General features: G+C 66.1%; 22 protein-coding genes and 2 pseudogenes. 10 read left to right on the forward strand and 14 right to left on the reverse strand.

The window, feature by feature from the left end; genetic code table 11:
• Positions 1–111: 111 nt before the first annotated feature.
• The 7 genes and pseudogenes from ICJ04_RS08980 to ICJ04_RS09005 all read right to left on the reverse strand — a co-directional run bounded on the left by ICJ04_RS08980 (position 112) and on the right by ICJ04_RS09005 (position 7,902).
• Complete coding sequence (locus tag ICJ04_RS08980) at positions 112–870, reverse strand: hypothetical protein (protein ID WP_223202829.1); 759 nt, start codon at positions 868–870, stop codon at positions 112–114.
• Positions 867–1,193, reverse strand: a complete 327-nt coding sequence (locus ICJ04_RS18310) for a hypothetical protein (protein WP_223202830.1) — start codon at positions 1,191–1,193, stop codon at positions 867–869. The genes ICJ04_RS08980 and ICJ04_RS18310 overlap by 4 nt, the downstream gene beginning before the upstream one ends.
• Positions 1,194–1,348: 155 nt before the next feature.
• Positions 1,349–1,855: a M23 family metallopeptidase gene (locus ICJ04_RS08985; RefSeq protein WP_188327262.1), complete on the reverse strand. Its 507-nt coding sequence runs from the start codon at positions 1,853–1,855 to the stop codon at positions 1,349–1,351.
• A 352-nt stretch (positions 1,856–2,207) separates the two neighbouring features.
• A pseudogene (locus tag ICJ04_RS08990) lies at positions 2,208–4,606 on the reverse strand (PAS domain-containing protein).
• Positions 4,599–5,072: a response regulator gene (locus ICJ04_RS08995; RefSeq protein WP_188323961.1), complete on the reverse strand. Its 474-nt coding sequence runs from the start codon at positions 5,070–5,072 to the stop codon at positions 4,599–4,601. The pseudogene ICJ04_RS08990 and the gene ICJ04_RS08995 overlap by 8 nt, the downstream one beginning before the upstream one ends.
• A complete protein-coding gene (locus ICJ04_RS09000) occupies positions 5,069–7,300 on the reverse strand; it encodes an ATP-binding protein (protein WP_188323962.1) in 2,232 nt (743 codons plus the stop codon). The genes ICJ04_RS08995 and ICJ04_RS09000 overlap by 4 nt, the downstream gene beginning before the upstream one ends.
• Entirely contained in the window at positions 7,297–7,902 is a 606-nt protein-coding gene (locus tag ICJ04_RS09005; protein WP_188323963.1) for a biliverdin-producing heme oxygenase, read from the reverse strand. Before ICJ04_RS09005 ends, ICJ04_RS09000 begins: the two co-directional genes overlap by 4 nt.
• Positions 7,903–8,145: 243 nt before the next feature.
• Between ICJ04_RS09005 and ICJ04_RS09010 the strand changes: the two genes are divergently transcribed.
• Positions 8,146–9,237 carry an alpha/beta hydrolase gene (locus ICJ04_RS09010; protein WP_188323964.1) on the forward strand — a complete coding sequence of 364 codons (1,092 nt, stop codon included), beginning with the start codon at positions 8,146–8,148 and terminating at the stop codon, positions 9,235–9,237.
• Between the two features lie 24 nt (positions 9,238–9,261).
• On the opposite strand, the gene ICJ04_RS09015 is transcribed toward ICJ04_RS09010, so the two are convergent.
• Positions 9,262–9,690, reverse strand: a complete 429-nt coding sequence (locus ICJ04_RS09015; protein ID WP_188323965.1) for a YqaA family protein — start codon at positions 9,688–9,690, stop codon at positions 9,262–9,264.
• Positions 9,691–9,776: 86 nt separating this feature from the next.
• Between ICJ04_RS09015 and xth the strand changes: the two genes are divergently transcribed.
• A complete protein-coding gene (xth, locus tag ICJ04_RS09020) occupies positions 9,777–10,580 on the forward strand; it encodes an exodeoxyribonuclease III (RefSeq protein WP_188323966.1) in 804 nt (267 codons plus the stop codon).
• On the opposite strand, the gene ICJ04_RS09025 is transcribed toward xth, so the two are convergent.
• Positions 10,558–12,003 carry a UdgX family uracil-DNA binding protein gene (locus ICJ04_RS09025; protein WP_223203058.1) on the reverse strand — a complete coding sequence of 482 codons (1,446 nt, stop codon included), beginning with the start codon at positions 12,001–12,003 and terminating at the stop codon, positions 10,558–10,560. The two genes, xth and ICJ04_RS09025, sit on opposite strands and share 23 nt — an antisense overlap.
• Before the next feature lie 2 nt (positions 12,004–12,005).
• A complete protein-coding gene (locus ICJ04_RS09030) occupies positions 12,006–13,283 on the reverse strand; it encodes a putative DNA modification/repair radical SAM protein (protein ID WP_188323967.1) in 1,278 nt (425 codons plus the stop codon).
• 160 nt (positions 13,284–13,443) lie between these two features.
• Here ICJ04_RS09030 and cho point away from each other — a divergent pair.
• Positions 13,444–14,303: pseudogene (gene cho, locus ICJ04_RS09035) on the forward strand (excinuclease Cho).
• 60 nt (positions 14,304–14,363) lie between these two features.
• On the opposite strand, the gene ICJ04_RS09040 reads toward cho, so the two are convergent.
• Positions 14,364–14,774: a DUF350 domain-containing protein gene (locus ICJ04_RS09040; RefSeq protein WP_188323968.1), complete on the reverse strand. Its 411-nt coding sequence runs from the start codon at positions 14,772–14,774 to the stop codon at positions 14,364–14,366.
• Positions 14,775–14,936: 162 nt separating this feature from the next.
• Between ICJ04_RS09040 and glgX the strand changes: the two genes are divergently transcribed.
• The gene (gene glgX, locus ICJ04_RS09045; RefSeq protein ID WP_188323969.1) at positions 14,937–17,066 is read left to right on the forward strand and encodes a glycogen debranching protein GlgX; all 2,130 of its coding nucleotides are present in this window, start codon (positions 14,937–14,939) and stop codon (positions 17,064–17,066) included.
• Between the two features lie 99 nt (positions 17,067–17,165).
• Here the strand turns inward: glgX and ICJ04_RS09050 are convergent, their stop codons facing one another.
• Positions 17,166–17,375: a DUF378 domain-containing protein gene (locus ICJ04_RS09050; RefSeq protein WP_223202831.1), complete on the reverse strand. Its 210-nt coding sequence runs from the start codon at positions 17,373–17,375 to the stop codon at positions 17,166–17,168.
• Positions 17,376–17,599: 224 nt separating this feature from the next.
• Positions 17,600–18,094 (reverse strand): TspO/MBR family protein, encoded by a 495-nt coding sequence (locus ICJ04_RS09055; RefSeq protein ID WP_188323970.1) that lies wholly within the window; start codon positions 18,092–18,094, stop codon positions 17,600–17,602.
• Between the two features lie 149 nt (positions 18,095–18,243).
• On the opposite strand from ICJ04_RS09055, the gene ICJ04_RS09060 reads away from it, so the two are divergent.
• Positions 18,244–18,591, forward strand: a complete 348-nt coding sequence (locus ICJ04_RS09060; RefSeq protein WP_188323971.1) for a hypothetical protein — start codon at positions 18,244–18,246, stop codon at positions 18,589–18,591.
• 79 nt (positions 18,592–18,670) lie between these two features.
• Positions 18,671–19,723 carry a nitronate monooxygenase gene (locus ICJ04_RS09065; RefSeq protein ID WP_188323972.1) on the forward strand — a complete coding sequence of 351 codons (1,053 nt, stop codon included), beginning with the start codon at positions 18,671–18,673 and terminating at the stop codon, positions 19,721–19,723.
• Position 19,724: 1 nt separating this feature from the next.
• On the opposite strand, the gene ICJ04_RS09070 is transcribed toward ICJ04_RS09065, so the two are convergent.
• Entirely contained in the window at positions 19,725–20,411 is a 687-nt protein-coding gene (locus tag ICJ04_RS09070; RefSeq protein WP_188323973.1) for a hypothetical protein, read from the reverse strand.
• Positions 20,412–20,826: 415 nt separating this feature from the next.
• Here ICJ04_RS09070 and ICJ04_RS09075 point away from each other — a divergent pair, with 415 nt between their 5' ends.
• The 4 genes from ICJ04_RS09075 to ICJ04_RS09090 all read left to right on the forward strand — a co-directional run bounded on the left by ICJ04_RS09075 (position 20,827) and on the right by ICJ04_RS09090 (position 23,924).
• Positions 20,827–21,213, forward strand: a complete 387-nt coding sequence (locus tag ICJ04_RS09075; protein WP_188323974.1) for a response regulator — start codon at positions 20,827–20,829, stop codon at positions 21,211–21,213.
• A gap of 67 nt (positions 21,214–21,280) precedes the next feature.
• Positions 21,281–22,093, forward strand: coding sequence for a glucose 1-dehydrogenase (locus tag ICJ04_RS09080; RefSeq protein WP_188323975.1), 813 nt, complete (start codon positions 21,281–21,283; stop codon positions 22,091–22,093).
• Positions 22,094–22,212: 119 nt separating this feature from the next.
• Positions 22,213–22,629 (forward strand): DUF2231 domain-containing protein, encoded by a 417-nt coding sequence (locus ICJ04_RS09085; RefSeq protein ID WP_188323976.1) that lies wholly within the window; start codon positions 22,213–22,215, stop codon positions 22,627–22,629.
• Complete coding sequence (locus ICJ04_RS09090) at positions 22,626–23,924, forward strand: sorbosone dehydrogenase family protein (protein ID WP_188323977.1); 1,299 nt, start codon at positions 22,626–22,628, stop codon at positions 23,922–23,924. The genes ICJ04_RS09085 and ICJ04_RS09090 overlap by 4 nt, the downstream gene beginning before the upstream one ends.
• Positions 23,925–23,944 lie beyond the last annotated feature (20 nt).

Raw genomic sequence — 23,944 nt, forward strand, 5'->3', positions numbered from 1 at the left:
CAGTTCCTCTTTGGCTGATGCAGACATGGCTCAGGGGAGCAGGGTCGGACACCGCCGACGCCCCCAGCATGGCGCGCACGGGGTGGTCATCGGGTGAACCGGCGGCGCGATTCACGAGCGCGGCTCGTGAATGGGGCAGCGGTTGAAGTCACTGCGGAAGCGCCGTGAGCCGGCCATCACCACGCGCCGGGCACGGTTGATGCTGCCCAGTGGCTGGTGCGCGGCGAGGGCATGCCACGGCGCGAAGGCGAGCGCATCCTCTGCGGCCTGTGATTCGCCCTCCTGCCAGGCGGCCTGGCGCGGCATGATGAGATGCGCGACCTCCTGCCAGGGACTTTCTTCTTCCGGCCACGCCACTGACGCGTCCTCTACCGGCATGCGTTCCAGATCGCGGCACAGCTGGACCCGTAGTGCCCACACCGCGGGCTCCTCCAGGGTGGCGAAGAACGCCACGACGGCGTCGCGCTGGGCATCTTCATTGCCCGTGAGCGACTGATCCTTCAGCGCAAGCAGCGAGCCAGACAGCGGCGCCAAGGAAAACTTGGCGATGCAGGCGCCGTAGCGATATGGCACCTGACTGAAGAAGGTTTCGCCCAACGGATGATGCTGGGGTTCGCCGCCCATCGACTTGAGGGTGGCACTCTCCGTGCCGACGGCTTCCAACGCCGCCTCCGCCGCGCGCAGCGTCGCCGAGATCACCCGTTTGGTGCGCGGCATGCGCTCCGTGGTCGACGCCAGCAGACGCGCCGCACGCAGGAAACCAGCTACGCCCGGCGTGCTGAATGCAGGCCCGTTGACCATCAGGAAATCCTGGGTGTGCTGCTCTTCGTCGCCCGGTAGACGCTCGCCTGCGACCTCCAGCACCTTCACCGCGACGGCACGCGGGGTGGAGACGGTGTCCGGAAGCTGTTCGGCGGGAGGGACGAGAGGCGCATCAGCGCGGGATGCCGCGCAGGGATGGCAAACAGGCCCTGCGCGAGCTCGGGAGGCAAGCCCTCGAAGACCTGAAATTCACCTTTCAACAAGCCCTGACCCTTGGCATGCACGGCGCGATGGGCGTGGCCCTCTTCATCGGCGACGGTGCGCGCCATGCCGGTGAACACCTCGGACAGCGCGGCGATATGCTCGGCTTCGTCCTTCTCAGGCTGTTCAACGGACGGATCGAAGGCAACAGGGGGCGCAAAGGGGTTCATGGGGTGTCCTGCATCAGCATGGAAGGAGCTGTCGGTGGATGGCGTTCCAGCCGACACCTTCCCGCACCGCCGGTGGAGGCCGCGTGCCCGGACCCCGACCTCCGCTTCACATCACCCTGTCGGTCGCATCGTAAACCCGCCTGGTAGAGCCGACTTCAGTCGGCTGCCGCTGAACCCGCCGCGGTCCCCTCCGCACCGGCGCGCAGCAACGGCAACGGATCGTAAGCGCCGTCGGCACCGTAGATACCCCAGTGCAGATGAGGGGGCGTCCCCTTGGCGTTGCCGGTATCGCCCACGTAGCCCAGGACCGTACCCGGCTCGACCACCTCACCCCGCGCCAGCCCGTCGCGCCAGCCCTCCAGATGGGCGTAGTAATAACGTTCGCGCGCCGGCCCCTGCACCCAGACCTGGCGTCCGCCCAAGCCGCTTTCGCGCACATCGGTAACGATACCGCGCGTGGCACTGCGCACGGCCGTGCCGCGCGACGCAAAAATATCGATGCCTGCATGGGTGCGGTCCGCGCCGCGCGGCGCACCGAACGTGTCGGCGATCCGCCGCGCGGCGACACCTTCCACGGGTACCGGAAGTGCCGTGGGTGGCGGCATCCGTGATATCTCCCACATCGCACGCGGCACCTCGGCCCAGCGGCTGTTCCAGAACATCCCACCCAGCACGACCAGCGCGATGAGCCAGAACAGGCGCAGCAGCCAGCGGCGGAGTGTGCGGGCAGTCGTGCGCTGCACGGGAGGAGCGGTGTCGGGAGCCAAGCGGTGTGCCTGTCAGGAGGAAAGGGAGGTCAGCATGGCAGGCGTTGCATCAACGGCACGTTGTCGTTGTGCCCCGTGCAGGGGGCGAAGAGGGTGGCAACGTTGGGGGTAAACGCGGAGTATCGGCAGGTTTGATCGTCGACGCGTCTGCAGCCGACTGAAGTCGGCTCTACCGGGGGCAGGTACCATCCGAGGGGCAGGTACCGTCGAGGTCAGGTGCCGTCCGCCCGGCAGCGGCACGGACCCGTCAGCGGGGCGCGTGCTCGTCCAGGTTGCCGCGGACCGCGCGGGCCAGATCGATGCGGGTGAACGGCTTGGGCAGGATGGCGATGGGCCGCCCGAGCTGGTTGTTGGCTTGATGGTCGCGCGGGTAGCCCGAGGTGAACAGGATGCGCAGCTCCGGCTTCCGCTCGCGCGACTGCCTGGCCAGCTCCCAACCGGTCATGCCGGGCATCACGATGTCTGAAAACAGCAGGTCGATTTCCACGTCCGGCCGCTCCAACAGTCGAATCGCGGACGGCCCATCGTGTGCTTCCAGCACACGGTAGCCAAGTTGGCGCAGTGCATCCACGGTATAGGCACGCACATCATCGTTGTCTTCGGCGACCAGGATCGTCTCATCCTGCGATTCGTATTCCGCGTAGCCACTGTCTTCCGCTGGACGCGGGCCCGGGAGCGGCAGGCTGGAACGCGGGAACAGCAGGGTGATCACCGTCCCCTCGCCAGGCACCGACTCCAACTGCACATGACCGCCGGACTGCTTGACGAAGCCGTACACCATCGACAGCCCCAAGCCCGTGCCGCGACCGACCTCCTTGGTGGTGAAGAACGGCTCGAACACGCGCGCCATGGTGTCCGGCCCCATGCCGTGTCCACTGTCACGCACCCGCAGCACCGCATATTGCCCGGGCGGCACGTCCGGGTTCTGTTCGACGAAATCGTCGTCCAGCACGCCGGTACCGGTCTCCAGCACCAGCGTTCCCCGTCGGGCATCGCATCGCGCGCATTGACCGCCAGATTGAGGATCGATGCTTCCAACTGGCTCGGATCCACTTCGACGCACCACATGTCCGGGGCGACATCGATCTGCAGGCGGACCAGTTCCCCCAGGGCGCGCTGCAGCATGTCCTGCATGCCGAGCACCTGCTCGTTGAGGTTGACTGCCTGGTTCATCAGCGGCTGCCGACGTGCAAACGCGAGCAGGCGCTGGGTCAGGCTGGCCGCACGCATCACGCCCTTCAGCGCATTGTCGAGTGGACGAGCTACCGGGTTGCTGGCCTCGGACTGACGATCCACCAGCAGCTTGGCGTGTTCCACGTTGCCGGCGATCACCGTCAGGATGTTGTTGAAGTCGTGCGCGATGCCACCGGTCAGCTGGCCTACCGCTTCGATCTTCTGGCTCTGGCGCAGGGCTTCTTCGGCCTGGCGGCGTGCCGTGGTTTCCACCGCTTCGGACACCACGGCGGTGATCCGCCCGTGATGGTCCAGCAGCGGCCGGAACGAAAAATCAAACGACCGCTTGCCGGTCGGCAACTGCAGCTCAAGCTCATGCCGCGATTCATTGCCGCTCGCCGCTGCAACCACCGCAGCGCAGACCACGTCGCCGGCTCCCGGGGATGCCGCGAACCACGCCGAATCGCAGAACAGCTCACCGCTCACCGCGTCCTTGCTGGACAGGATGGCGGCCAGCGAGGCGCGGTTCGCGTCCACCACACGTCCGTCGGTGTCGAGCAGGTTCTGCAGCTGGAAACTTGATTCGAACAAGGCCTGCAGCCTGCTTTCGCTCTGCTGCAGGTCGGCGGTACGCTGCTGCACCTGCTGCTCCAGCGATTCGTTCGCGTCGCGCAGCAGCAGCTCGGCCTGCTTCAGGTCGCTGATGTCGCGACCCAGCGTGTAGTACCCCGCAACGTGGCCATCCGCGCTGATCTCCGGCACGCCGTCCAGCAACACGTGCCGTGGTGTCCCGTCGGCGCGCGGCACTTCCAGTTCAAACCGGACCCGCTGGCCTTCCAGCACCTGTTGCAGGTGGGGCAGGGCGGCATCGAACAGCGCCGAGCCGACGACTTCCTTCACTTGCAGGCCAATCAATTCGGCTGGCGGACGTCCGTGCCAGGCTTCGTACGCGGTATTGGCGAACTGGTAGCGATGGTCCGGATCCAGGTGCGCGATCAGCGCCGGCATCGAGTCCGTGATCAGCTGCAGCCGGTCGCGGCTCTGCTTGAGCTCATGCTCTGCGCTGAGCAGCTTGAAGCGCGCATGGCCCTCTTCGATGGCGCGGATGATGGCGTCGGGCAGCCGCTGCAGGCGCTGCTTGACCACGTAGTCGCGGGCACCGCGGGTCAATGCCTGCACCGCCAGCTCTTCGGTCAACGTACCCGAGACGAAGATGAAGGGAATGCGCGGCATCAGCTCCTGGGTAAGCTGCAGTGCGCTGTCCCCGTCGAAGCCGGGCAGCACATGATCGGCAAGGATGATGTCGTAGCGCTGGTCATCCAGCTCCGCCAGGAACGCGGCGCGGGTCCAGACACGCTGCACCGTAAAGTTCAGGCGCGCGCGCGAAAGCTGCGCCGTGATCAGTTCGGCATCGAGCGCGCTGTCTTCCAGCATGAGGATGCGGGTCGGCGCATCCCGGCGGGGTTCAGTCATTCGTTCGGCCTTGCCCGGATGCGGTCAGCGGATGCGGCGGGGGATTGTTGGTGATGCCCCAGAACATGCCCAGTCCCTGGATGGCATCGAAGAACTCCTTGAAGTCGACCGGCTTGACCACGAAGGCATTGACGCCCAGCTCGTAGCTCCGCACCAGGTCCTGCTCCTCGCGTGACGAGGTCAGCATGACGATCGGCGTGCGGCTCAGGTGCGGGTCACCGCGGACGGCGGCCAGTACTTCCAGTCCGTCCACCTTCGGCAGCTTCAGGTCCAGCAGTACCACCACCGGGCCGCCATGGTTGGCATCTTGGTAATTCCCTTCGCGGCGCAGGTAATCCAGCGCCTCCGCCCCGTCACGCACATGCGTGACCTGGTTCAGCAGCTGGCAGCGCTCCAGCGCGTTCAAGGTCAGCTCGGCGTCCTTCGCGTTGTCTTCCACGAGCAGGATCGGTCGCAGGTCCCTCATGCTTGGCCTCTTTGGGAATGGGGAATGGAGAAATAGAACGTTGCGCCCTTGTCGAGCTCACCTTCGGCCCAGACACGCCCGCCATGGCGAGTGATGATGCGGTTCACGTTGGCCAGCCCGATGCCCGTGCCTTCGTATTCATCGGCGTGGTGCAGGCGCTGGAACACACCGAACAGTTTGTCCACGTAGCGCATGTCGAAACCGCAGCCATTGTCACGCACGAAGAAGACATCTTCCCCACTACCGCGCTGACTGCCGACCTGGATGACGGCGGTCTCGCGGTCGCGGGTGAATTTGATCGCATTGCCCAGCAGGTTCTGCCACACCAGGCGCAGCATGCTTGAATCGGCCTTGACTCGCGGCAGCGTGCCGATCTCCCAGTCCAGGCTGCGGCCGTCGTGTTCCATGGCCAGGCTGCGGCGCACGTCGTTCACCAGCGAGGCCACGTCCACGTCGATCAGGCCCATGCTGGAGCGGCCCATCTGCGAGAAGCTGAGCAGGTCATCCACCAGGGTGCCGGCGGATTTGGCCGACTCGATGATGGTGTCCAGATAGCGCCGTTCGGTGTCGTCCAGCTTGTCCGCCGCCGAACTGCCGAGCAGCTCGGAATACCCCACGATATGCCGGAACGGCGCGCGCAGGTCGTGGCTGACCGAATAGGAAAAGGCTTCGAGTTCCTTGTTGCTGCGTACCAGCTGCTCGTTGAGCTCGGCCATTTCTTCCGCTTTGCGGAGCACGATGTCGACGATGGCGGTGCGCAGCTCCAGCGCCGCATCGCGATCGACATCCTGCCAAGGCAACGACTGCTCGCGCACGGTTTCCTTCCACGCCTCGAAGGACAGGCGGGGCGTCAACGAGTCACCGACCTGCTGCTTCTTCGGCTCACCGCCCCAGCGCACGGTGCGCATGACTTCCGGGCGGAACCACAGCACGAAGCTGTCATGCAACTGCGAGATGGAGATGGCCATGACCCCGCTGGCGACGGCAGCGAACCCGCGCGCTGGCTCCCACAGGGCCGGCAGCATATCCGTCTGGAAGACATCGTCGCCCGCGTGTTCGGCGGTCAGCCACGCCACCAGTGCGGTGACCTGCTCCTCTGCCGGGCAGTCGCCCAGCCGCACGCACTGCCCCCGGTGGATGATGGCCGCACCCTGGGCGTTGGTCAGGGCCAGCAGGCTGTGTTCGTCGCGGCCAAGCGCCGCCATGAAGTCTTCATCGCCGGCCATGCGGCCCAGCAGACGCATCTGGATCGCCCGACGCGCGATGCGCGCTTCCACCACCGCACCGCGGTCCTTCAGCGCGATCTGCATCGACAGGATCTGACCAATGAACTCGCACGCCGTACGCACGTGGTACGGCACGCGCTTGGCGACGTGGTTGTGGCACGACACCAGGCCCCACAGGGTGCCCTCGGTCAACAGCGACACCGACATCGACGCGCCCGTGCCCATGTTGCGCATGTACTGCAGGTGCACCGGTGACACACTGCGCAGCATCGCCAGGCTGAGGTCGGTCGGTGCCGCATCGGCATGCGCGGGGCTGCGCAGCAGCGGCACCGGCTGATAGTCACTGTCGGCGATCAGTCGCACGCGGTTGCGACGGTACAGCTCGCGGGCCTGCGCGGGGATATCCGATTCGGGGAAGCGCAGGTCCAGGTAGGACGGCAGCTGTTCGTTGCGGTCCTCGGCCACTACCGCACCGTTCCAGTCCGTGTCGAACTGGTAGATCAAGGTGCGATCGAAGCGGGTGAGTTCCCGCACGTGTCGCGCGCCGATCCCGCACAGCTCGACGATACTGACCGCAGTCTCGATCTCGCTCATGAAGCGGCTGATCTGCGGGTAGAGGTCTTCCAGCGACCCCGGCTCGCCGGCCACCGGCTCTTCAAGTTCGATGATGAAATGCGTATCACTGCGGTGCGCCAGTGCATGGTGGCGACCAAAGCGGCCCAGCTGGATGGAGCCCAGGAACACCGACCCACCCGGCGCCATATGTTCAAGATGGCGTCGATACGGCGCCAGCGCGCCGCCCAGCACGGCATCGACCGGCTGGTCCAGGGGATCGCCAAAAAATTCCAGCACCGCCGGCTGGGTCATCGCGCGCTCGACCACGTGCATCGACACCGGGTCAACGATCAGCAGCAGACCGTATGGCTGGATGGCACCGGGGGTATGGATCGGCTCGCGGGCGCAGCTCGACAGGTCCAGTGCAGCAGGGGGTACGTCGTTCATGCAAATTCCTCTGCAACGGCGAACTCGTGGAGGACAAATCCCGTGACCGCGGCGAACGCGGCGATGGCACCGTCTTCCACGCACTGCTCTTCTTCGGCGGTGAGGCGGATGGCGTTCAAGGCCAGCGTGAAGTGACGCCAATGCGCGGCGACGCCCTCTGCGGCAGGTGCCAGATGGCGGGCGCCGAAGCCGGAATCCAGGCCCAGGCGTGCGGCCATCTTGTACAGCACCGCGCCGCCCAGGGCAGAGCCCTCCACCACGTACAGCCAACCCAGTGCTGCAGCGAACGGCACATCGCGCAACGGCGGATGCAGCGGGGCGGGGGCGGGCACGCCAAGATCGGCCAGATCCTGCTCGATGGCAGCCAGGCGTTGGCGCGCAGGCAGGTCAGGCAGCACCGCGTGCAGGGACGCGTGCGCATAGACCCCGGCGACGTGCCGGTGCAGGCGATGCTGGACCCGCAGGAACGCAGCAAACCGCTCGCGGCTGTCGAAGATCCGTTCCGCCATGATGCGCTGGTCCAGCCGCTCGTGCGTTTGATGAGTAGCGCGTTTGAGGCGCTCGGCACGGGAGGGCGGCAGGGCCGGGTCAGGTACTGGCATCGACGACGACGGGCAGGGGCGTTTGGGCGGGACGGAGCAGAATACCAGAGAGGTTGAACGCGTCATGTCAACGGAATTTCATGCAGAAACAGCCCAGTGGATCGGCTGGATCTGCTTGGTAGAGCCGGCTTCAGCCGGCTGCTTCGGCCCTTTGCGGTACGTCAGCCTGCCCGTTGCGTTACGTCCAGCCGACTGAAGTCGGCTCTACAATGGCGTGCTCAGCCTCATCCGGAAAGGACACCGATGCACGACTCTGCCGCCCGATTCGCCGCTGCCTCACTGCTCCTGCTTGGCCTGCTGGCATCGCCCCTGCATGCCGATGAAGGGACGCGCAGGGTGCAATCCTTCGACCTGCCCGTGTCGCCGTATCTCAGCGAACCCGCGCAAGCGGCCGTCCGCGGCTCGGTCACGCATCCGGACCCCACGGCGAAAATGGACAATGCGGCGGTCCTTGCCGGTCTGGCCAGCCTGCGCAAGGGCGCCGACGAGTGGGCGCGCGGTGAGATCATCGGCCTGCGCCAGCGCTATCCGGTGGATCTCTTCGAGGAGACCTGGAACGGCGTGCCGGTGGTGCGGGTACAGCCGCGCAACGCGCCGAGGGATCCGGCACGGCAGCGTCTGCTGATCGAACTGCACGGCGGCGCCTTCGTGTTCGGCCGGGCGGACACCCTGGGGTTGCTGGAAACGATCCCGCTTGCGGCGATGACCGGGGCTACCGTCGTCGCCGTCGAGTACCGCAAAGGGCCGGAGCATCGCTTCCCCTCCGCCAGCGAAGATGTCGCCGCGGTCTACCGGGCCGCACTGGAACGTTATTCACCCGCGCACATCGGTGTGTTCGGCTGTTCGGCCGGCGGCGTGTTGACCGGCGAGTCGCTGGCCTGGTTCGCGAAGGAAGGCCTGCCGATGCCGGGCGCGGCGGGGCTGTTCTGTGCGGCCGGTGATGCGCGCTACGGCGGCGACTCCCGGTATGTCGCCGCCGCACTGAACGATGCGCTGTTACCCGACACCGACGGCCGCCTGCCGATCATGGAAGACCTCTACTACGGCGACGTCGATTTCCGTGATCCGCTGGTGTCACCGGTCTTCTCCGATGCGGTGCTGGCGCAGTTTCCGCCGACCCTGTTCATCACCGCGACCCGCGCAGCCGAGCTGAGCGCGGCTTCCTATACCCACTCGCGCCTGATCGACCTGGGTCGCGAGTCGGACCTGCACGTGTGGGACGGACTGGGTCATGCCTTCCATCTGGATGCGCGCCTGCCGGAGAGCCAGCAGGCTTACCGCGTGATGGCGCGATTTTTCGCCCGCCACCTGGACATGACCGCGCCAACGCCGTGACCGTTCGCCAGGTGCGATGCGGCGCTACATCAGTCCCAGGGTCACCAGCGCGAGCACCGTGTAGCGGCCGCCCTTGGCCAGGATCACCAGCGGCAGGAACACCCGCAGGGGCTCGCGCATCACCCCGGCCACCAGGGTGATGGGATCACCGATCACCGGCGCCCACGCGAGCAGCAGCGACCAGCGTCCGTAACGGCGATACCACGCCTGCGCACGTTCGCGCTTTGCCCCCGAAAGCGGGTACCACCGACGGTTCTCCAGACGCTGTGCCTGCCGGCCAAGCCACCAGTTGACCAGCGCGCCCAGCACATTGCCGACGGTCGCCACGAGCACCAGCAGCAGCGCCGGGTGGCTGCGATCCAGCAGCAACGCCACCAGCACGGCTTCGGATTGGGCGGGGATCAGGGTGGCGGCGACCAGCGCCGCAAGGAACAGGCCAAGGAGAGCAAGCATCCGCACATTCTAAGCGCGTGGGTCATCGCGTGACCTTCAGGCGGAGTGGGTCAGGCTGCCATCGCCGCTTACCGCACAGGCCCGCCATGCCACGCTCGCGCACACTCAGGATCGCCACCTTCAACGTCAACGGCATCACGACACGGCTGCCGCATCTGCTGGCATGGCTGGAGAAGGAACAGCCCGATATCGTCGCGTTGCAGGAACTGAAGGCGACCGATGCCGCCTTTCCGCGCGCCGCCATCGAAAGCGTGGGATATGGGGCGATCTGGCAGGGCCAGGCCGCATGGAATGGCGTCGCCCTGCTGGGCCGCGACACGCAGCCCATCGAAAGCCGGCGCGGCCTGCCGGGAGATCCATCCGACACCCAGAGCCGCTACATCGAAGCGGCGATCCACGGGGTGATCGTCGCAGGAATCTATCTGCCGAACGGCAACCCACAGCCGGGCCCGAAGTTCGATTACAAGCTGGCATGGATGCAGCGGCTGGCCCGCCATGCCCGCACGCTGGTGGCGCTCGATCATCCGGTGGCCATCATCGGCGACTTCAACGTGATCCCCACGGACGACGATGTGTACGACGCAACGTCATGGAAAAAAGATGCCCTGATCCAACCGGCCGTGCGCGATGCCTACGCGGATCTGCTGGCGCAGGGCTGGACCGATGCGCTGCGACAGATCGTCGGCGAGGAGCGGATCTACACGTTCTGGGATTATTTTCGCCAGCATGCCGAACGTGATCGCGGCCTGCGCATCGACCACCTGCTGCTCAACCCGGTGCTGGCCAGCCGACTGAAAGCGGCCGGCGTGGACCGCTGGGTGCGGCTGCAGGAGAAAGCCAGCGACCACGCGCCTACGTGGATCACCGTCAAGGCGCCGGCGCGTCCTTGACCTTGCGCAGATCCTCCAGCAGCACCTGATAGGCGGCCTCACGCGCCGGCCCGTCACCCTGGCGCAGTATCCAGGAGGGATGCACCGTCACCAGCGCCCGTGTGCCATCGTGCAGGGCATGCCACTGCCCGCGCCCCTGGCTGAAGCGGAAGGCCGAGCCCAGCAGCGCCGATGCCGCCGTCGCACCCAGGCAGACGATGACATCCGGACGCACGTGTTCGATCTCGGCGGCTACCCATGAACGGCACGCTTGGACGTGCTCGCGGTCCGGCCGCTGGTGCACGCGCACCTTGCCACGCCGCTGGAAACGGAAATGCTTTACCGCATTGGTCAGGTACAGCGCCGAGCGCTCAATGCCGGCCTCGGCCAGCAGCTGGTCCAGCAATTGTCCGGCCGGTCCGACGAAAGGGCGGCCGCTCAGGTCCTCGCGGTCGCCGGGCTGTTCACCGACGAGCATGATCCGCGCACCGGCAGGACCCTCGCCGAATACCGTCTGCGTGGCCGGCTCCCACAGCGGGCACTGGCGGCAGGCCGCGGCGCGTGCGCGCAGCGTCTCCAGCGACCCGGCTTCGGCAGGCGTTGGCGGCAGGGGAACCGGTGCCTGGGGGATCCGCCGCTGCGGTTCCTGCGCCTGGCGCGCATGCATCTCTTCCACACGCGTGCTGGCGTCGCGCACCAACGTGGGCAGCAGCGAGACCTCCGGCAGGTGCTTCCAGTACTTGACCGGCATTTCCTGCCGCATCATTCGTTCGTTCAAGCGCGCGGGGTTGAAGATGCTGGCGTAATACGTCCGCCAGAGGTCTTCCCGCGAGTCATCCGCCGGTGCGTCGCTGCGCTTCGCGCCGCCACCGAAGTGCAGGGCGGTGCCGTCCCAGTGCACGCTGCGCGACGGGGTCAGGATCGCCCAGCGCATGCCGGCAAAGCGCCGCGCGAAGAACGGAGCGACCCGATCCACGATGTGGTGATCGGGCTCGAACCAGGCGATGAAGGCATCGTCCTCGCCCGGGACCTCGCGGAAACGCACGAAGGCTTTCATCTTGTGCGAGTCGCGGCGCACGGCCTGGGTCAGGGCGTTGGCCCGCAGCACGTCGGCGTCGGTCGGATTGGACAGCACATCGCGCTGGCCGCGGCCGATGCGCCACAGGATGCGGTACAGCAGAGGCTGCCGTTGCGCATCCCGGTGACACAGCACCGTGGCGGCGAGCTCCAGAAACGCTTTCGAGACGCGCAGCACCGGGGCGGCGGCCGGGTCATGCGACGGCAGCGCCCCGGCAAGATCAGGGGCATCCAGCAACGAGGCATCGCGGCCTTCCAGCCAGTCGATCTGCTCCGGTGCCACCCCCGCCGCCAGCCCGATGCGGGCCGCCGCACGCCATGCATCCAGCGACCACGGCGGATCGATGCGCGCGGTCCAGCGTTGCACGTTCAACTGGCCGGATGCTCGCCGAACAGCGAACCCTGCCGAGGCGGCGGTGCCAGGCTTGCGCGCAGGCTGGCCGGATCGTCCAGCCGCCGGTGCGGGTGGTGGTCCAGCAGCTGCACGAACGGCAGCAGCTTGCGCATCGGTGCGCGCAGCCGGGCCACGTCGGCCACGCGGAGGCGGCCATGGCGGCGGGCCATCAGCACCCGCTTCACATTGCGCACGCCCAGGCCGGGCACGCGCAGCAGCAGTTCTTTCGGGGCGATGTTCAGATCCACTGGAAACCGATCCGGATGCCGCAGCGCCCAGGCCATCTTCGGGTCGATGTCCAGGTCGAGCATCCCGTCCTGCGTGGTATCGGTGATCTCTTCGATCCCATACCCGTAGAACCGCAGCAGCCAGTCGGCCTGGTACAGCCGGTGCTCGCGCTGCATCGGCGGCGGCTGCAGCGGCAGCGCCTTGCTGGCATCGGGGATGGGGCTGAAGGCGGAGTAGTAGACCCGGCGCATACGGTAGTTGCCGTACAGCTGGTCGGACGTGGTCAGGATGTCGCGATCACTGGCACCATCCGCGCCGACGATCATCTGCGTGCTTTGCCCGGCCGGCGCAAACCGCGGCGCGCTCTTCTGCACGCTGCGCGTTGCCGCCGCAAGGGCAGGGCGGGCGCGCTCTTCCTTGGATTCCTCGATCCGCCAGCGCAGTTCGCCCATCGCACCGCGGATGGACGGCATGGTTTTCTCCGGCGCGAAAGCGGCCAGCCCGGTTTCGGTGGGCAATTCGATGTTGATCGACAGGCGGTCGGCATATTTCCCTGCTGCCGCCAGCAGCTCCGGTGATGCTTCGGGAATGGTCTTCAGGTGGATATAGCCGGCGAAACGGTGCTCTTCGCGCAGCTGCCGCGCCACCTCCACCATATGTTCCATCGTGTAGTCCGCGCTGCGGATGATGCCGCTGGAAAGGAACAGCCCCTCGATGTAATTGCGTTTGTAGAAATCCAGGGTCAGCGCCACCACTTCGGTCACCCGGAAACGCGCACGCGGCACGTTGCTGGACACGCGGTTGACGCAGTACGCGCAGTCGTAGATGCAGAAGTTGGTCAGCAGGATCTTCAGCAGCGACACACAGCGGCCATCAGGGGTATAGCTGTGGCAGATACCGGACCCTTCCGTGCTGCCGATGCCGCCGGACTTGCGCGAATCCCGCTTGCCCGCGCCACTGGAGGCGCAGGACGCATCGTATTTCGCGGCGTCGGCGAGAATCTCGAGTTTGCGGAGGGTTTCCATGACACCACGCTAGTAATGGCCGGTCTCATCAGATGAGACGGATGAACCAATGAATCTGAATATTTCAGCTGACCAGCCGCCATGCCGGCGTCACGCGTTTTGATCGGAACACGAATACCCGGCAGGTGTTAGTATTCCTACTAAATCACCGCAATACAATATGCCGACCTCCGCTTCCACCGCTCGCCGCGCCTCCCGCGCCGCCACCTATCTCTACCCCGAGCACCTGCGCGACGTCGTGCAGCAGCTGCCGCGGACGCCGGGGGTATACGTTTTCCACGGACAGGACGGCGGCCTGCCGCTGTACATCGGCAAGAGCATCAATATCCGTGGGCGGGTGATGGACCATCTGCGCACGACCGAAGAGGCCGATCTGCTGCGGCAGACCCGGCACGTCACCGCGCTCCCCACGGCCGGCGACTTCGGCGCGCGGTTGCTGGAGGCCCATCTGATCAAGCGCGACCTTCCGCTGTACAACCGGCTGCTGCGTCGGCTGCGTCGGCAGTTCAGCCTGCGCTTGTACCGCGGAACGGTGAGCGTGGTGCACTCCGGTGATCACGATCTGGCCACGGCACCGATGCTGCATGGCCTGTATTCCAGCGAACGGGCCGCCAAGGAATCCCTGCGCCGGCTCGCCGACGATCACCGGCTCTGCTATGCGCTGCTGGGCCTGGAACGGTTGCCGGCCGGCCGCGCCTGTTTCCGGTCAATGCTGGGGCAGTGCCTGGGCGCGTGCAGTGGACGCGAGCCGCTGGACGCGCACGAACAGCGGCTGCGGGGCGCACTGGAGCGTCTGGAGGTATCGGCGTGGCCGTATGGCGGGAAGGTGGCCATGGAAGAAAGGGGGAGACCATGACCCAGTTCCACGTCGTCGAGGGGTGGCGCTACCACGGCAGTGCACCCAGCCTGGCCAAGGCCAAGCGACTTCGCGCGGAGCCCGGCGAGTTCGACCGGGACACCTACCGCATCATCAAGCAGGGGTTGGAAGGTGCCACGATGGCGGTCCATCCGCTGGCGTGACACCGGATGCCGCACGCTGCGCCCGCTGGACAAGCAGGCGCTCGCACGGATCCGCGGTGCTCAGGGCACCATCGCAGCGGAATTGACCAGCCCCACCGCGATGGCAACACCAGCGGAGAACCAGCCGGCACTCTCGTTGCCGGCATCGATCTGATCCGGGCCACGGCGGGTGATGATCGCGCGGGAGATGCCGAAGGCCAACATCTGCATCACGACGGCGATCGCACACCAGATGGCGGCATCCACCAACGACACCGAATTGCTGATCACCGAGTTGATCGGCAGCGCCAGCCCGATCAGCGCGCCGGCCAGGCCGATGCCTGCCGCCTTGTTGCCTTGGCGGATCAAGGTGATTTCCTTGTGCGGGGTGATCAGCGCAACCAGCGCGATGGCCAGCAGCAGGATCAACAGCCCCATGCCCATGAAGGCGGCGAACGCGAGGAAAGACTGGCCGGTGATGACGTAGGGCATGGATATCCTTGGGAGGTGATGAAAAGGCAGGCAACCAACCTACCGTATTTCAACGCAGCACGTGATCGGCGCGCCATCGACCGATGACGCAGCCTGCACGCGCGACAGCAGAATCTTGCGCCTCCCAGGCCGCACTTCCGCCGCCTGCCCAGCGAGCAGCCCATGCGCGATACCGTCCACGCCCGTTACGCCACCCCATCACGTGTCCGTGAGGGCCGGCCCTTTCCACAGGGCGCCACCTTCGATGGCAAGGGCACCAATTTCGCGCTGTTCAGTGCCCATGCAACCCGTGTCGAGCTCTGCCTGTTCGATGAATCCGGCAACGAAGAACGCATCGAGCTTCCCGAGTTCACCAACGAAACCTGGCACGGCTACCTGCCCGACGTGAAGCCGGGGCAGCGCTACGGCTACCGTGTGCACGGACCCTATGCGCCTGCCGAAGGACATCGTTTCAACCACCACAAGCTGTTGTTGGATCCGTACGCACGCGAGATCGACGGCGACCTGACGTGGGCCGATGAACTGTACGGTTACACCATTGGACACCCCGACAAGGACCTGAGCTTCGACGAGCGTGACAGCGCGCCGTTCATGCCCAAGGCGGTCGTGGTGCACGACGACTACGACTGGGAAGACGACCAGCGGCTGCTGACGGCGTGGAACCGGACGCTGGTGTACGAGACCCACGTGCGCGGTTTCACCAAACGCCATCCCGCCGTGTCTGCCGAGCTGCAGGGCACCTGCGCCGGGCTCGCATCGGAGGCGGTGCTCGATTACATCAAGGGCCTGGGCGTCACCGCGGTGGAGCTGCTGCCGGTGCAGGCTTACCTCGATGACCAGCATCTGCTGGACAAAGGGCTGCGCAATTACTGGGGCTACAACACACTGGCATTCTTCGCCCTGAAGAGCCGCTACCTCGCCAGCGGTCATCGCGATGAGTTCCGTGACATGGTCAAGGCGATGCACCGGAAGGGCCTGGAAGTGGTGCTGGACGTGGTCTACAACCACACCGCAGAAGGCAACGAACTGGGCCCCACGCTGTCGTTCAAGGGCATCGACAACGCAACGTACTACCGCCTTGCCGATGACAAGCGTTTCTACATCAACGACACCGGCACCGGCAACACGTTCAACCTGAGCAACATGCAGGCCATGCGCTTCGTCAACGACTCGCTGCGGTACTGGGCAGAAGACATGCACGTGGACGGCTTCCGTTTCGACCTCGCCACCATCCTGGGGCGGGAACCCAGTGGATTCGACCAGCGCGGCGGCTTCCTCGATGCCTGCGGTCAGGATCCGGTGCTGTCGCAGGTCAAGCTGATCGCCGAGCCGTGGGATTGCGGGCCGGGCGGTTACCAGGTTGGCCGCTTCCCACCGGGCTGGGCGGAGTGGAACGACATGTTCCGCGACAATGCACGTAGCTTCTGGAAGGGCGACGAGGGCATGCTGGCGGAGTTCGCCACGCGCTTCACCGGCTCGGCGGATCTGTTCGACCGACGCGGCCGCCGACCGTGGTCCTCGGTCAACTTCATCACCGCCCACGATGGCTTCACCCTGCGCGACCTGGTCAGTTACAACGAAAAACACAACGTCGCCAACGGCGAAGACAACAACGATGGCTCGAATAACGATGCGTCCTGCAACTACGGCGCGGAAGGCGAGACCGACGATGCGGGCATCAATGCGGTGCGCGAGCGGCAGATGAAGAATCTGCTCGCCACCCTGCTGCTGGCGCAGGGCACGCCGATGCTGCTCGCCGGCGACGAGCGCGCGCAGACGCAGGGCGGCAACAACAACACGTACTGCCAGGATAACGAGACGGCGTGGATCGACTGGGAGCGGGACGCGAGCGACGGACGCCTGGCTGACTTCGTACGCGAAATGACCGCTCTGCGCAGGCGGTACCCGATTCTGACCCGTGGTCGATTCCTCAACGGTCAGTACAGCGAGCAGGCAGGGGTCAAGGACCTGACGTGGCTCAATCCGAGCGGCGAAGAAATGCAGCCGGGCAACTGGGAAGACGCGGGTGCGCGTTCGGTCGGGCTTGTTCTCGAAGGCAAGGCGCAGCATTCCGGCGTACGGGAGCATGCCCACGATGCCACTCTGCTGATCCTGATCAACGCCTGGCACGAAGGGGTCACCTTCAAGCTGCCGGACGACGAAGCCACGCCACTGCATTGGAAACTCGAGCTGTCCACCGACGATGCGCTGGACCGGTCATCAGTGCCGAAGGGTTCGACCGAATTCCTCGCCCCGCCGCGCAGCGTCACCGTGTTCGAGTGCCGCAGCTGAAAAAACCATCGCGGAACCCGGTAGCGCCGAGCCACGCTCGGCGAGCGCAGCGGAACCGGCAACCCCATCACCGCCGAGCCCACGCTCGGCGGATCTGTCTCAGACCAGCTGCGCCTTCGGTTTGTGCGTGGCCAGCCACACCGTCTGCCACAGCCCGGACAGGCCGATCAGCGCATACACCGCGCGCGGCCAGGCACTTTCCGCACCGCACACCATCCCGACCAGATCCACCTGGAACTGGCCCTGCAGGCCGAGGCAGATGGCGCCGAACAGCACCATGATCAAGGTCGCGATGTTGAACGCTCGCACGGCAGGGTCCCCGGTTATGTCAGTGTGATGGGGCCATCGTGGTGGGCAGGATGTCTCAGCGTCGTGAGCCGGGCTTCACGTACCGCCAACGCAGGGGGTCAGGGCAGCGCCGCTGCACCGGTAGCGCCGAGCCACGCTCGGCGGCCTTTCGATCCAACCAACGCGCACACCTCATTCCGACCGCGCAGCGCACTCGCCGAGCGTGGCTCGCCGCTACCCTCTGCTCAGCCCAGCAGACCCGGATTGGCGCGCCAGACCGCCCAGTTCAAGGCCGAGGCAAACGAAATCCACGCCAGGTAAGGCACCAGCAGCAGGGCAGCAAACCGGCTTGCCCGCCAGAAGCCCGCCATGGTCGCCAGCAGCACGAGGATCAGCAGCACGATGTCGGCGAAGGCAGGACCGCCCATCCGCCAGCCAAAGAACAACCAGCTCCACAACCCATTCAGTGCCAACTGCACGACGAACAACTGCAGGGCGCCACGCTGTGCACGCCAGCCCCCTCGGCGCCACACCAGCCACGCCGAGAGGCCCATCAGCAGGTAGAGCACCGACCACACCGGTCCGAACACACCGGCGGGCGGCGCCCACGACGGCTTTGCCAGCGCCGCATAGAATTCACTGGCCGACACCGAGGCGGCCGCGCCCACGGCGGCGACAAGGAAGCACAGCAGGAGCCAGCCGAGCAGGGCCAGCAATGGACGTTTCGGCGGTCGACGCATGGTGCACCGAATATCAGGAGGGCAGGGCAGCGCAGCATCGCACGTGCGCCAGCGCGGCGCCTCCACCCCGCCTGCACGCCTGTGTCCACCTGCACTACACAGCACGCTGCCTATGCTCTGTCCACACCCACCGCAGCGGCCGACCGACCATGATCCCCACCTCCTACTGGCGCAAGAGCTGGGGCACGTTCGTCAGGCCCAATTCCGGAACCTTCGATATCCTCGACATCTCCTGCCTGCAGGAACCGGCATCGCAGCGCATCGTGCATCTGTACGCGCTGCATGTGCAGTGCATGGAGTGCCAGCACGGCTTCGATGCCCGTGATGGCCACGGCATCAGCACGGTCACCGGGGCGCGCGTCCTTCGTTGCCCGCAGTGTGCCGCCAGCCAGGCCGTTGCGAACACCGAGCTGGTGCGCTTCGCGAGCAGCTCGACCTCGTCAGCGCGCCCACGCAGCGCCGCGTCGACGCAGCCCGCTCTGGCCATGGCAGGCTGAGGGGACTACGTCGCGGCGGCGACGCATCTGCGAAATAATAGGACCTTCGTAACGCAACGCAGCGAAGGACCCGACGCCCATGCTTGATCTGATCGCGCAGCTCGGCCTCACCCATCCCATCATCCAGTCCCCCATGGCGGGCGTGTCGACGCCGCACCTTGCCGCCGCAGTCAGCAACGCGGGCGGCCTGGGCTCACTGGGGATCGGCGCAAGCACCGTGGCGCAGGCCCGCGAAGCCATCGAGGCTACCCGGCAACTGACCTCGCGCCCCTTCAACGTCAATGTGTTCTGTCATGCGCCGGCCACGCCGGGCTCGGCGCGCGATGCGGCGTGGATTGCCGCGCTGACGCCCTTGTTCAAGCAGCAGTCGAGCGAGCCGCCCACGCAGTTGCGCGAGATCTATCGATCTTTCCTGGGCGACGAGGAGAGCTTCCAGCTGCTGCTGGACCTCAAGCCGGCCGTGGTGAGCTTCCATTTCAATGTACCCCCGCCCGCACAGGTCGGCGCGCTGCGCGCTGCAGGCATCATTACCTTTGCGTCGGTGACATGTGTCGAGGAAGCAGCGCAGGCGACAGCCGCGGGTGTGGATGTGCTGGTGGCCCAGGGCCACGAAGCCGGCGGTCATCGCGGCATGTTCGATCCTGACGCCTTGGATGAAGCGCTCAGCATGCCGGTGCTGGTCCGCCGGCTGGTGCGCGACGCGACACGGCCGGTCATCGCGGCCGGGGGCATCATGGACGGGCAGGGCATCCGCGCGGCGCTCGACCTCGGCGCGGTGGCGGCGCAGCTCGGCACCGCGTTCGTACTGTGCCCGGAGAGTGCGGCTGCGGAAGGCTATCGGACGGCGATGAAGGGTCCGCGCAACGCGCACACGCGGATGACGCGGGCGTTGTCAGGGCGCCCGGCGCGCGGCATCGTCAACCCGCTCATCGACTACGCCGACAGCCTCACCGACGCCGACCCGGCGGACTACCCGCTGGCCTACGACATCGCAAAACAGCTGTTTGCTGCTTACGCCGCCCAAGGACGGACGGACGTCGGCGCGTTCTGGGCCGGGCAGGGGGCTCCATTGGCGCGCGAACTGCCTGCGCAGGCCCTGGTCAGCCTGCTGGCCGAGGAAATGACACGCTGACTCAGCGCTGCCAGTACACCGCAGGCAACAGCGCCTGCAGTTTCTGCTGCGCCTCCTCGATCGTGAACGGTGGCGTGCGGGGCGGATCGTACACCTCCGGACGGGTCCCCTTGACCAGCAGGTCGATGGCAACACACTGTCCGCCGTGCACGGCACGGTAGCTGTCAGCGGACACGTAGTGGCTCATCGCCGCATCACCGGCGCGGAAGTGGGTGAAAGGGACGCCGCCGATCTCGACCTGCCCAGCGGCAGGGCCGGTGGATTCGGCGGGCAGCTGCAGGCAGGCCGCCATCGATGATGGATCGGCACTGACGCCGATGCGCATGGCAGCGGTAGTGACCTCGTTGGACCCATCCAGTACGACCGCGACCACGCGGCGACCTTCGCTTCCCGGTTCGGCGAACAGCTTCCAGCTGCCAGGTGTGAGCGCGCCGGACTCCACGTCGGCCCCGACGCGGGCGCCAGGCACCGGGCGCAGCGCGAGCCCGGACGCCTCATCGACGAACGCAGGCTGCACGACAGCCGGACGTACTGCCGGAACCGGCGCAGCGGGGGCTGAGGCGTTTGCCGCTGCACCCTGATCGCCCGATTCCTCGTCGACGCGGTCCGGCGCTGGGTTGCAGCCGGTAAGCGCCGCTGCCGTGGCGATCAACAGGCCGGCCGCCACCGTGTGCGAATTTCCCATCATCAGAAGCGTCCACCTTGATGTCGATGCAGAGCCGTATCCTACCCAGAGCAGGCGTGCTCGCAGGGAGAAAGCGCCGAAGGCGGCGTTCGCGCGTGGGTTGAACCGAGGGTAGAGCCGACGGTAGAGCCGACTTCAGTCGGCTGCGTGCAAAAACAGCCGACTGAAGTCGGCTCTACCGGAGCGCAAAAGCAGCCGACTGAAGTCGGCTCTACCAGAGAGCAAAAGCAGCGACTGAAGTCGGCTCTACCAGAGCGCGCCAGACCGCGAACGAGCGCGGAAACAGGGCGCGAAAGCAGCAGAGCGAACGCAAACGCAGCCGACGCGCGTCGGTTCAACCGCCGAACCCGGCGACAACGAGGCGTGAAGATACTCCCGTACGCCATCACGCCATGAACTACCGCAATGCGGGACACTCATGCGCATGGACACACATGTTTCGCTAAGCCCCGATGCGCCGCGCATCCTGGTGGTCGAGGACGAAATCGAGCTCTCGATCTTGATGCAGACCATCCTCACCGGTGAGGGTTACGGTGTAGAACAGGCCTACTCGCTCTCAGACGCGCTGCATTCCATCGATGACGAAGCCTTCGATGCGGCGATCCTTGACGTTGAACTGCGCGATGGCGTCGTGTTTTCAGTTGCGGATGCGTTGAAAGCGCGCGGAATCCCCTACTTCTTCCTGTCGGCTGTCTACAAAGGCCTTGTGCCGCGGGCGCATCGCGATGCGCGGTTTCTCAGCAAGCCGTATGAGATCGAAGAGCTGAAGCGTTACGTCGCCGAAAGCCTCAGCGGCGTCAACTGAAAGCACCCGCACACGCAGCAGACATGGGCTCGGGCACGATCAGTCCATCTCCCTGGAACGTGCCCCCATGCCTGCAACCCACACTACGCTTGCCCAGCACGTGGCGATCGTCACCGGCGCCAGTTCCGGCATCGGACTCGCCGTGGCCGAGGCCATGGCAGCGGCCGGTGCCGCCGTGGTGATCAACTATCACTCGCAGGAAGCGCCGGCAGACGACCTGGCCGAGCGCATCATCGCCGCGGGTGGACGAGCCACGGTGATCCAGGCCGACGTCGCCGATGAGGCCGATGTGGCACGCCTGTTCAATGAGACCGTGGACGTGTACGGACGCGTGGATATCGTGGTGTGCAACTCGGGTGTGCAGAAAGATGCGGCGATCGCGGACATGACGCTCGAGGACTGGAACACGGTCATCGACGTCAACCTGACGGGGCAGTTCCTCTGTGCGCGCGAAGCAGTCCGGCACTTCCGTCGGCAGCCCCGCAGCGGCAGACCGGCGCGCAGTGCGGGCACGGTCATCGCCATGAGTTCGGTGCATGAAATCATCCCGTGGGCGGGTCATATCAACTACGCCTCCGCCAAGGGCGGCAGCCGGATGCTCACCCGTTCGCTGGCACAGGAGGTGGCCGCGGATGGCATCCGCATCAATGCCATCGCGCCGGGCGCGATACGCACCCCGATCAACAAAGAGGCATGGGAAACCGAAGCCGCGCTGGAAAAACTGCTGCGGCTGGTGCCTTACGGTCGCATCGGCGAGCCGGAAGACGTCGCCCGTGCGGCGGTCTGGCTCGCGTCGGACGACGCCGACTATGTCACCGGCACCACGCTGTTCGTCGACGGCGGCATGTCGCTGTATCCGGAGTTCCGCGACAACGGCTGAGACCGACGGGGCAGGGCACGGCGCTGGCGATGGGCGTCGGCGCGGAAGAGGGCATTGCCGTCACAACTGCAGTGGCAGCATGGGACACCTTCCCAGACCCTCTCCCCAAGGAGCCTGCCATGGAATCAACCGTCGTCGTGACCCGAACCCGGGTCATCCATCCTGTCCACGCTGCCGTGCTCGGCGGGGTCTTTCCGCTGTTCCTCGGCGCCTTGCTGGCCGACTACGCCTATTGGAGCACCTACGAGATCCAGTGGAGCAACTTCGCGGCGTGGCTGCTGGTGGGCGCGATGGTGATGACCACCCTGGCCCTGCTGGCCGGCATCGTCGGCCTGGTTCGCGGCAGCCGCCAGCTGCCTTATGTGATCGTGCTGGTGGTGACGTGGCTGGTGGGCTTCTTCGATTCGCTGCACCATGCGCGCGATGCGTGGGCGATCATGCCCGGCGCTCTGGTGATGACCGTCATCGCCACCCTGCTGGCCTTCGTGGCCACCTGGATCGGCTTTTCCACCCTGCGCGCAGGAGGTGTCCGATGAGCCGCCAGATCGTGAAGATTCTCAGCGTGTCCGTGCTTGCCGCTTCAGTGGCCGCCTGCAGTGGCAAAGCCCCGCAGATGGACCAGTACGGCCAGAACCCTGAGCTGCCCAAGCCCAACCGTACGTTGATGCCGGACATGACCATTGCCAAGCCGGCGCAGTGGGGAGATCGCGTGCCGACCGTGCCGGCGGGGTATCGCATCGCCGCCATCGCCACCGATCTGAACATTCCGCGGCAGACGCTGGTGCTGCCCAACGGTGACATCCTGGTGGCCGAAGGGCGCGGCGGCAGTGCGCCCAACCTGAAACCGAAGGACGTTATCGCCGGCAAGATCAAGGCGAAGGGCAACACGCAGGTCAAGAGCGGAAACCGCCTGACGCTGCTGCGCGATGCCGATGGCGATGGCGTCTACGAAACGAAGACCGTTTACGCCGACAAGCTCAATGCGCCGTATGGCTTGGCGCTGATCGGCAACGCGTTGTACGTGGCCAACCAGGATGCCCTGGTGCGGTTCGATTACAGTGAAGGCCAGACCCAGGCCAGCGGAGCGCCGACCAAGGTCACCGACCTGCCGTCAGCGATCAACCACCATTGGACCAAATCACTCACCGCCAGCGCGGATGGCCGGTATCTGTACGTGGGCATCGGCTCCAACAGCAACATCACCGAACGCGGCATGGCCGCCGAAGTGGACCGGGCGGTGGTGTGGCAGATCGATGCGCAGAGCGGCGCGCACAAGACCTACGCGACCGGCATTCGCAACCCCACGGCGCTGGCCGTGCAGCCCGGCACTGGCACGGTGTGGGCGGTGGTCAACGAGCGCGATGAGATCGGACCGAACCTGGTGCCTGATTACCTGACGTCCGTGCGCGAAGGTGGTTTCTACGGCTGGCCTTACAGCTACTGGGGCAAGAACGTGGACACCCGGGTGATGCCGCAGAATCCAGAGAAGGTCGCGTCTGCGCTTACACCGGATTACGCACTGGGCTCGCATGTCGCGGCGCTGGGCGTCTCGTTCTCCACTGCCACGATGGGCGCGAAGTTTGCGGACGGTGTGTTCGTGGGTGAGCATGGCAGCTGGAACCGCAACCCGCCGGTTGGCTACAAGGTGGTGTTCGTTCCGTTCCGTGATGGTCGCCCGGCCGGTGAGCCGATCGACTTTGTGTCCGGGTTCCTCGGCGAAGACGGCAAGACCCGCGGTCGCCCTGTAGGCGTGACGGTGGATCCGCGCGGCGCACTGATCGTCGCCGATGATCTGGCCAACACCATCTGGCGCATCACCCCGACCCAGTAAGCGGTAGCGCCGAGCCATGC

The organism is Stenotrophomonas sp. 169 (genome assembly GCF_014621775.1).
Lineage (GTDB): Bacteria > Pseudomonadota > Gammaproteobacteria > Xanthomonadales > Xanthomonadaceae > Stenotrophomonas.

Bases quoted from the DNA above. Each gene is read 5' to 3' on its own strand.
- ICJ04_RS18310 (WP_223202830.1), bottom strand. From the start codon at position 1,193: ATGAACCCCTTTGCGCCCCCTGTTGCCTTCGATCCGTCCGTTGAACAG.
- ICJ04_RS08985 (WP_188327262.1), bottom strand. From the start codon at position 1,855: ATGTTCTGGAACAGCCGCTGGGCCGAGGTGCCGCGTGCGATGTGGGAG.
- ICJ04_RS08995 (WP_188323961.1), bottom strand. From the start codon at position 5,072: ATGAGGGACCTGCGACCGATCCTGCTCGTGGAAGACAACGCGAAGGAC.
- ICJ04_RS09000 (WP_188323962.1), bottom strand. From the start codon at position 7,300: ATGAACGACGTACCCCCTGCTGCACTGGACCTGTCGAGCTGCGCCCGC.
- ICJ04_RS09005 (WP_188323963.1), bottom strand. From the start codon at position 7,902: ATGCCAGTACCTGACCCGGCCCTGCCGCCCTCCCGTGCCGAGCGCCTC.
- ICJ04_RS09010 (WP_188323964.1), top strand. From the start codon at position 8,146: ATGCACGACTCTGCCGCCCGATTCGCCGCTGCCTCACTGCTCCTGCTT.
- ICJ04_RS09015 (WP_188323965.1), bottom strand. From the start codon at position 9,690: ATGCTTGCTCTCCTTGGCCTGTTCCTTGCGGCGCTGGTCGCCGCCACC.
- xth (WP_188323966.1), top strand. From the start codon at position 9,777: ATGCCACGCTCGCGCACACTCAGGATCGCCACCTTCAACGTCAACGGC.
- ICJ04_RS09030 (WP_188323967.1), bottom strand. From the start codon at position 13,283: ATGGAAACCCTCCGCAAACTCGAGATTCTCGCCGACGCCGCGAAATAC.
- ICJ04_RS09040 (WP_188323968.1), bottom strand. From the start codon at position 14,774: ATGCCCTACGTCATCACCGGCCAGTCTTTCCTCGCGTTCGCCGCCTTC.
- glgX (WP_188323969.1), top strand. From the start codon at position 14,937: ATGCGCGATACCGTCCACGCCCGTTACGCCACCCCATCACGTGTCCGT.
- ICJ04_RS09055 (WP_188323970.1), bottom strand. From the start codon at position 18,094: ATGCGTCGACCGCCGAAACGTCCATTGCTGGCCCTGCTCGGCTGGCTC.
- ICJ04_RS09060 (WP_188323971.1), top strand. From the start codon at position 18,244: ATGATCCCCACCTCCTACTGGCGCAAGAGCTGGGGCACGTTCGTCAGG.
- ICJ04_RS09065 (WP_188323972.1), top strand. From the start codon at position 18,671: ATGCTTGATCTGATCGCGCAGCTCGGCCTCACCCATCCCATCATCCAG.
- ICJ04_RS09070 (WP_188323973.1), bottom strand. From the start codon at position 20,411: ATGATGGGAAATTCGCACACGGTGGCGGCCGGCCTGTTGATCGCCACG.
- ICJ04_RS09075 (WP_188323974.1), top strand. From the start codon at position 20,827: ATGCGCATGGACACACATGTTTCGCTAAGCCCCGATGCGCCGCGCATC.
- ICJ04_RS09080 (WP_188323975.1), top strand. From the start codon at position 21,281: ATGCCTGCAACCCACACTACGCTTGCCCAGCACGTGGCGATCGTCACC.
- ICJ04_RS09085 (WP_188323976.1), top strand. From the start codon at position 22,213: ATGGAATCAACCGTCGTCGTGACCCGAACCCGGGTCATCCATCCTGTC.
- ICJ04_RS09090 (WP_188323977.1), top strand. From the start codon at position 22,626: ATGAGCCGCCAGATCGTGAAGATTCTCAGCGTGTCCGTGCTTGCCGCT.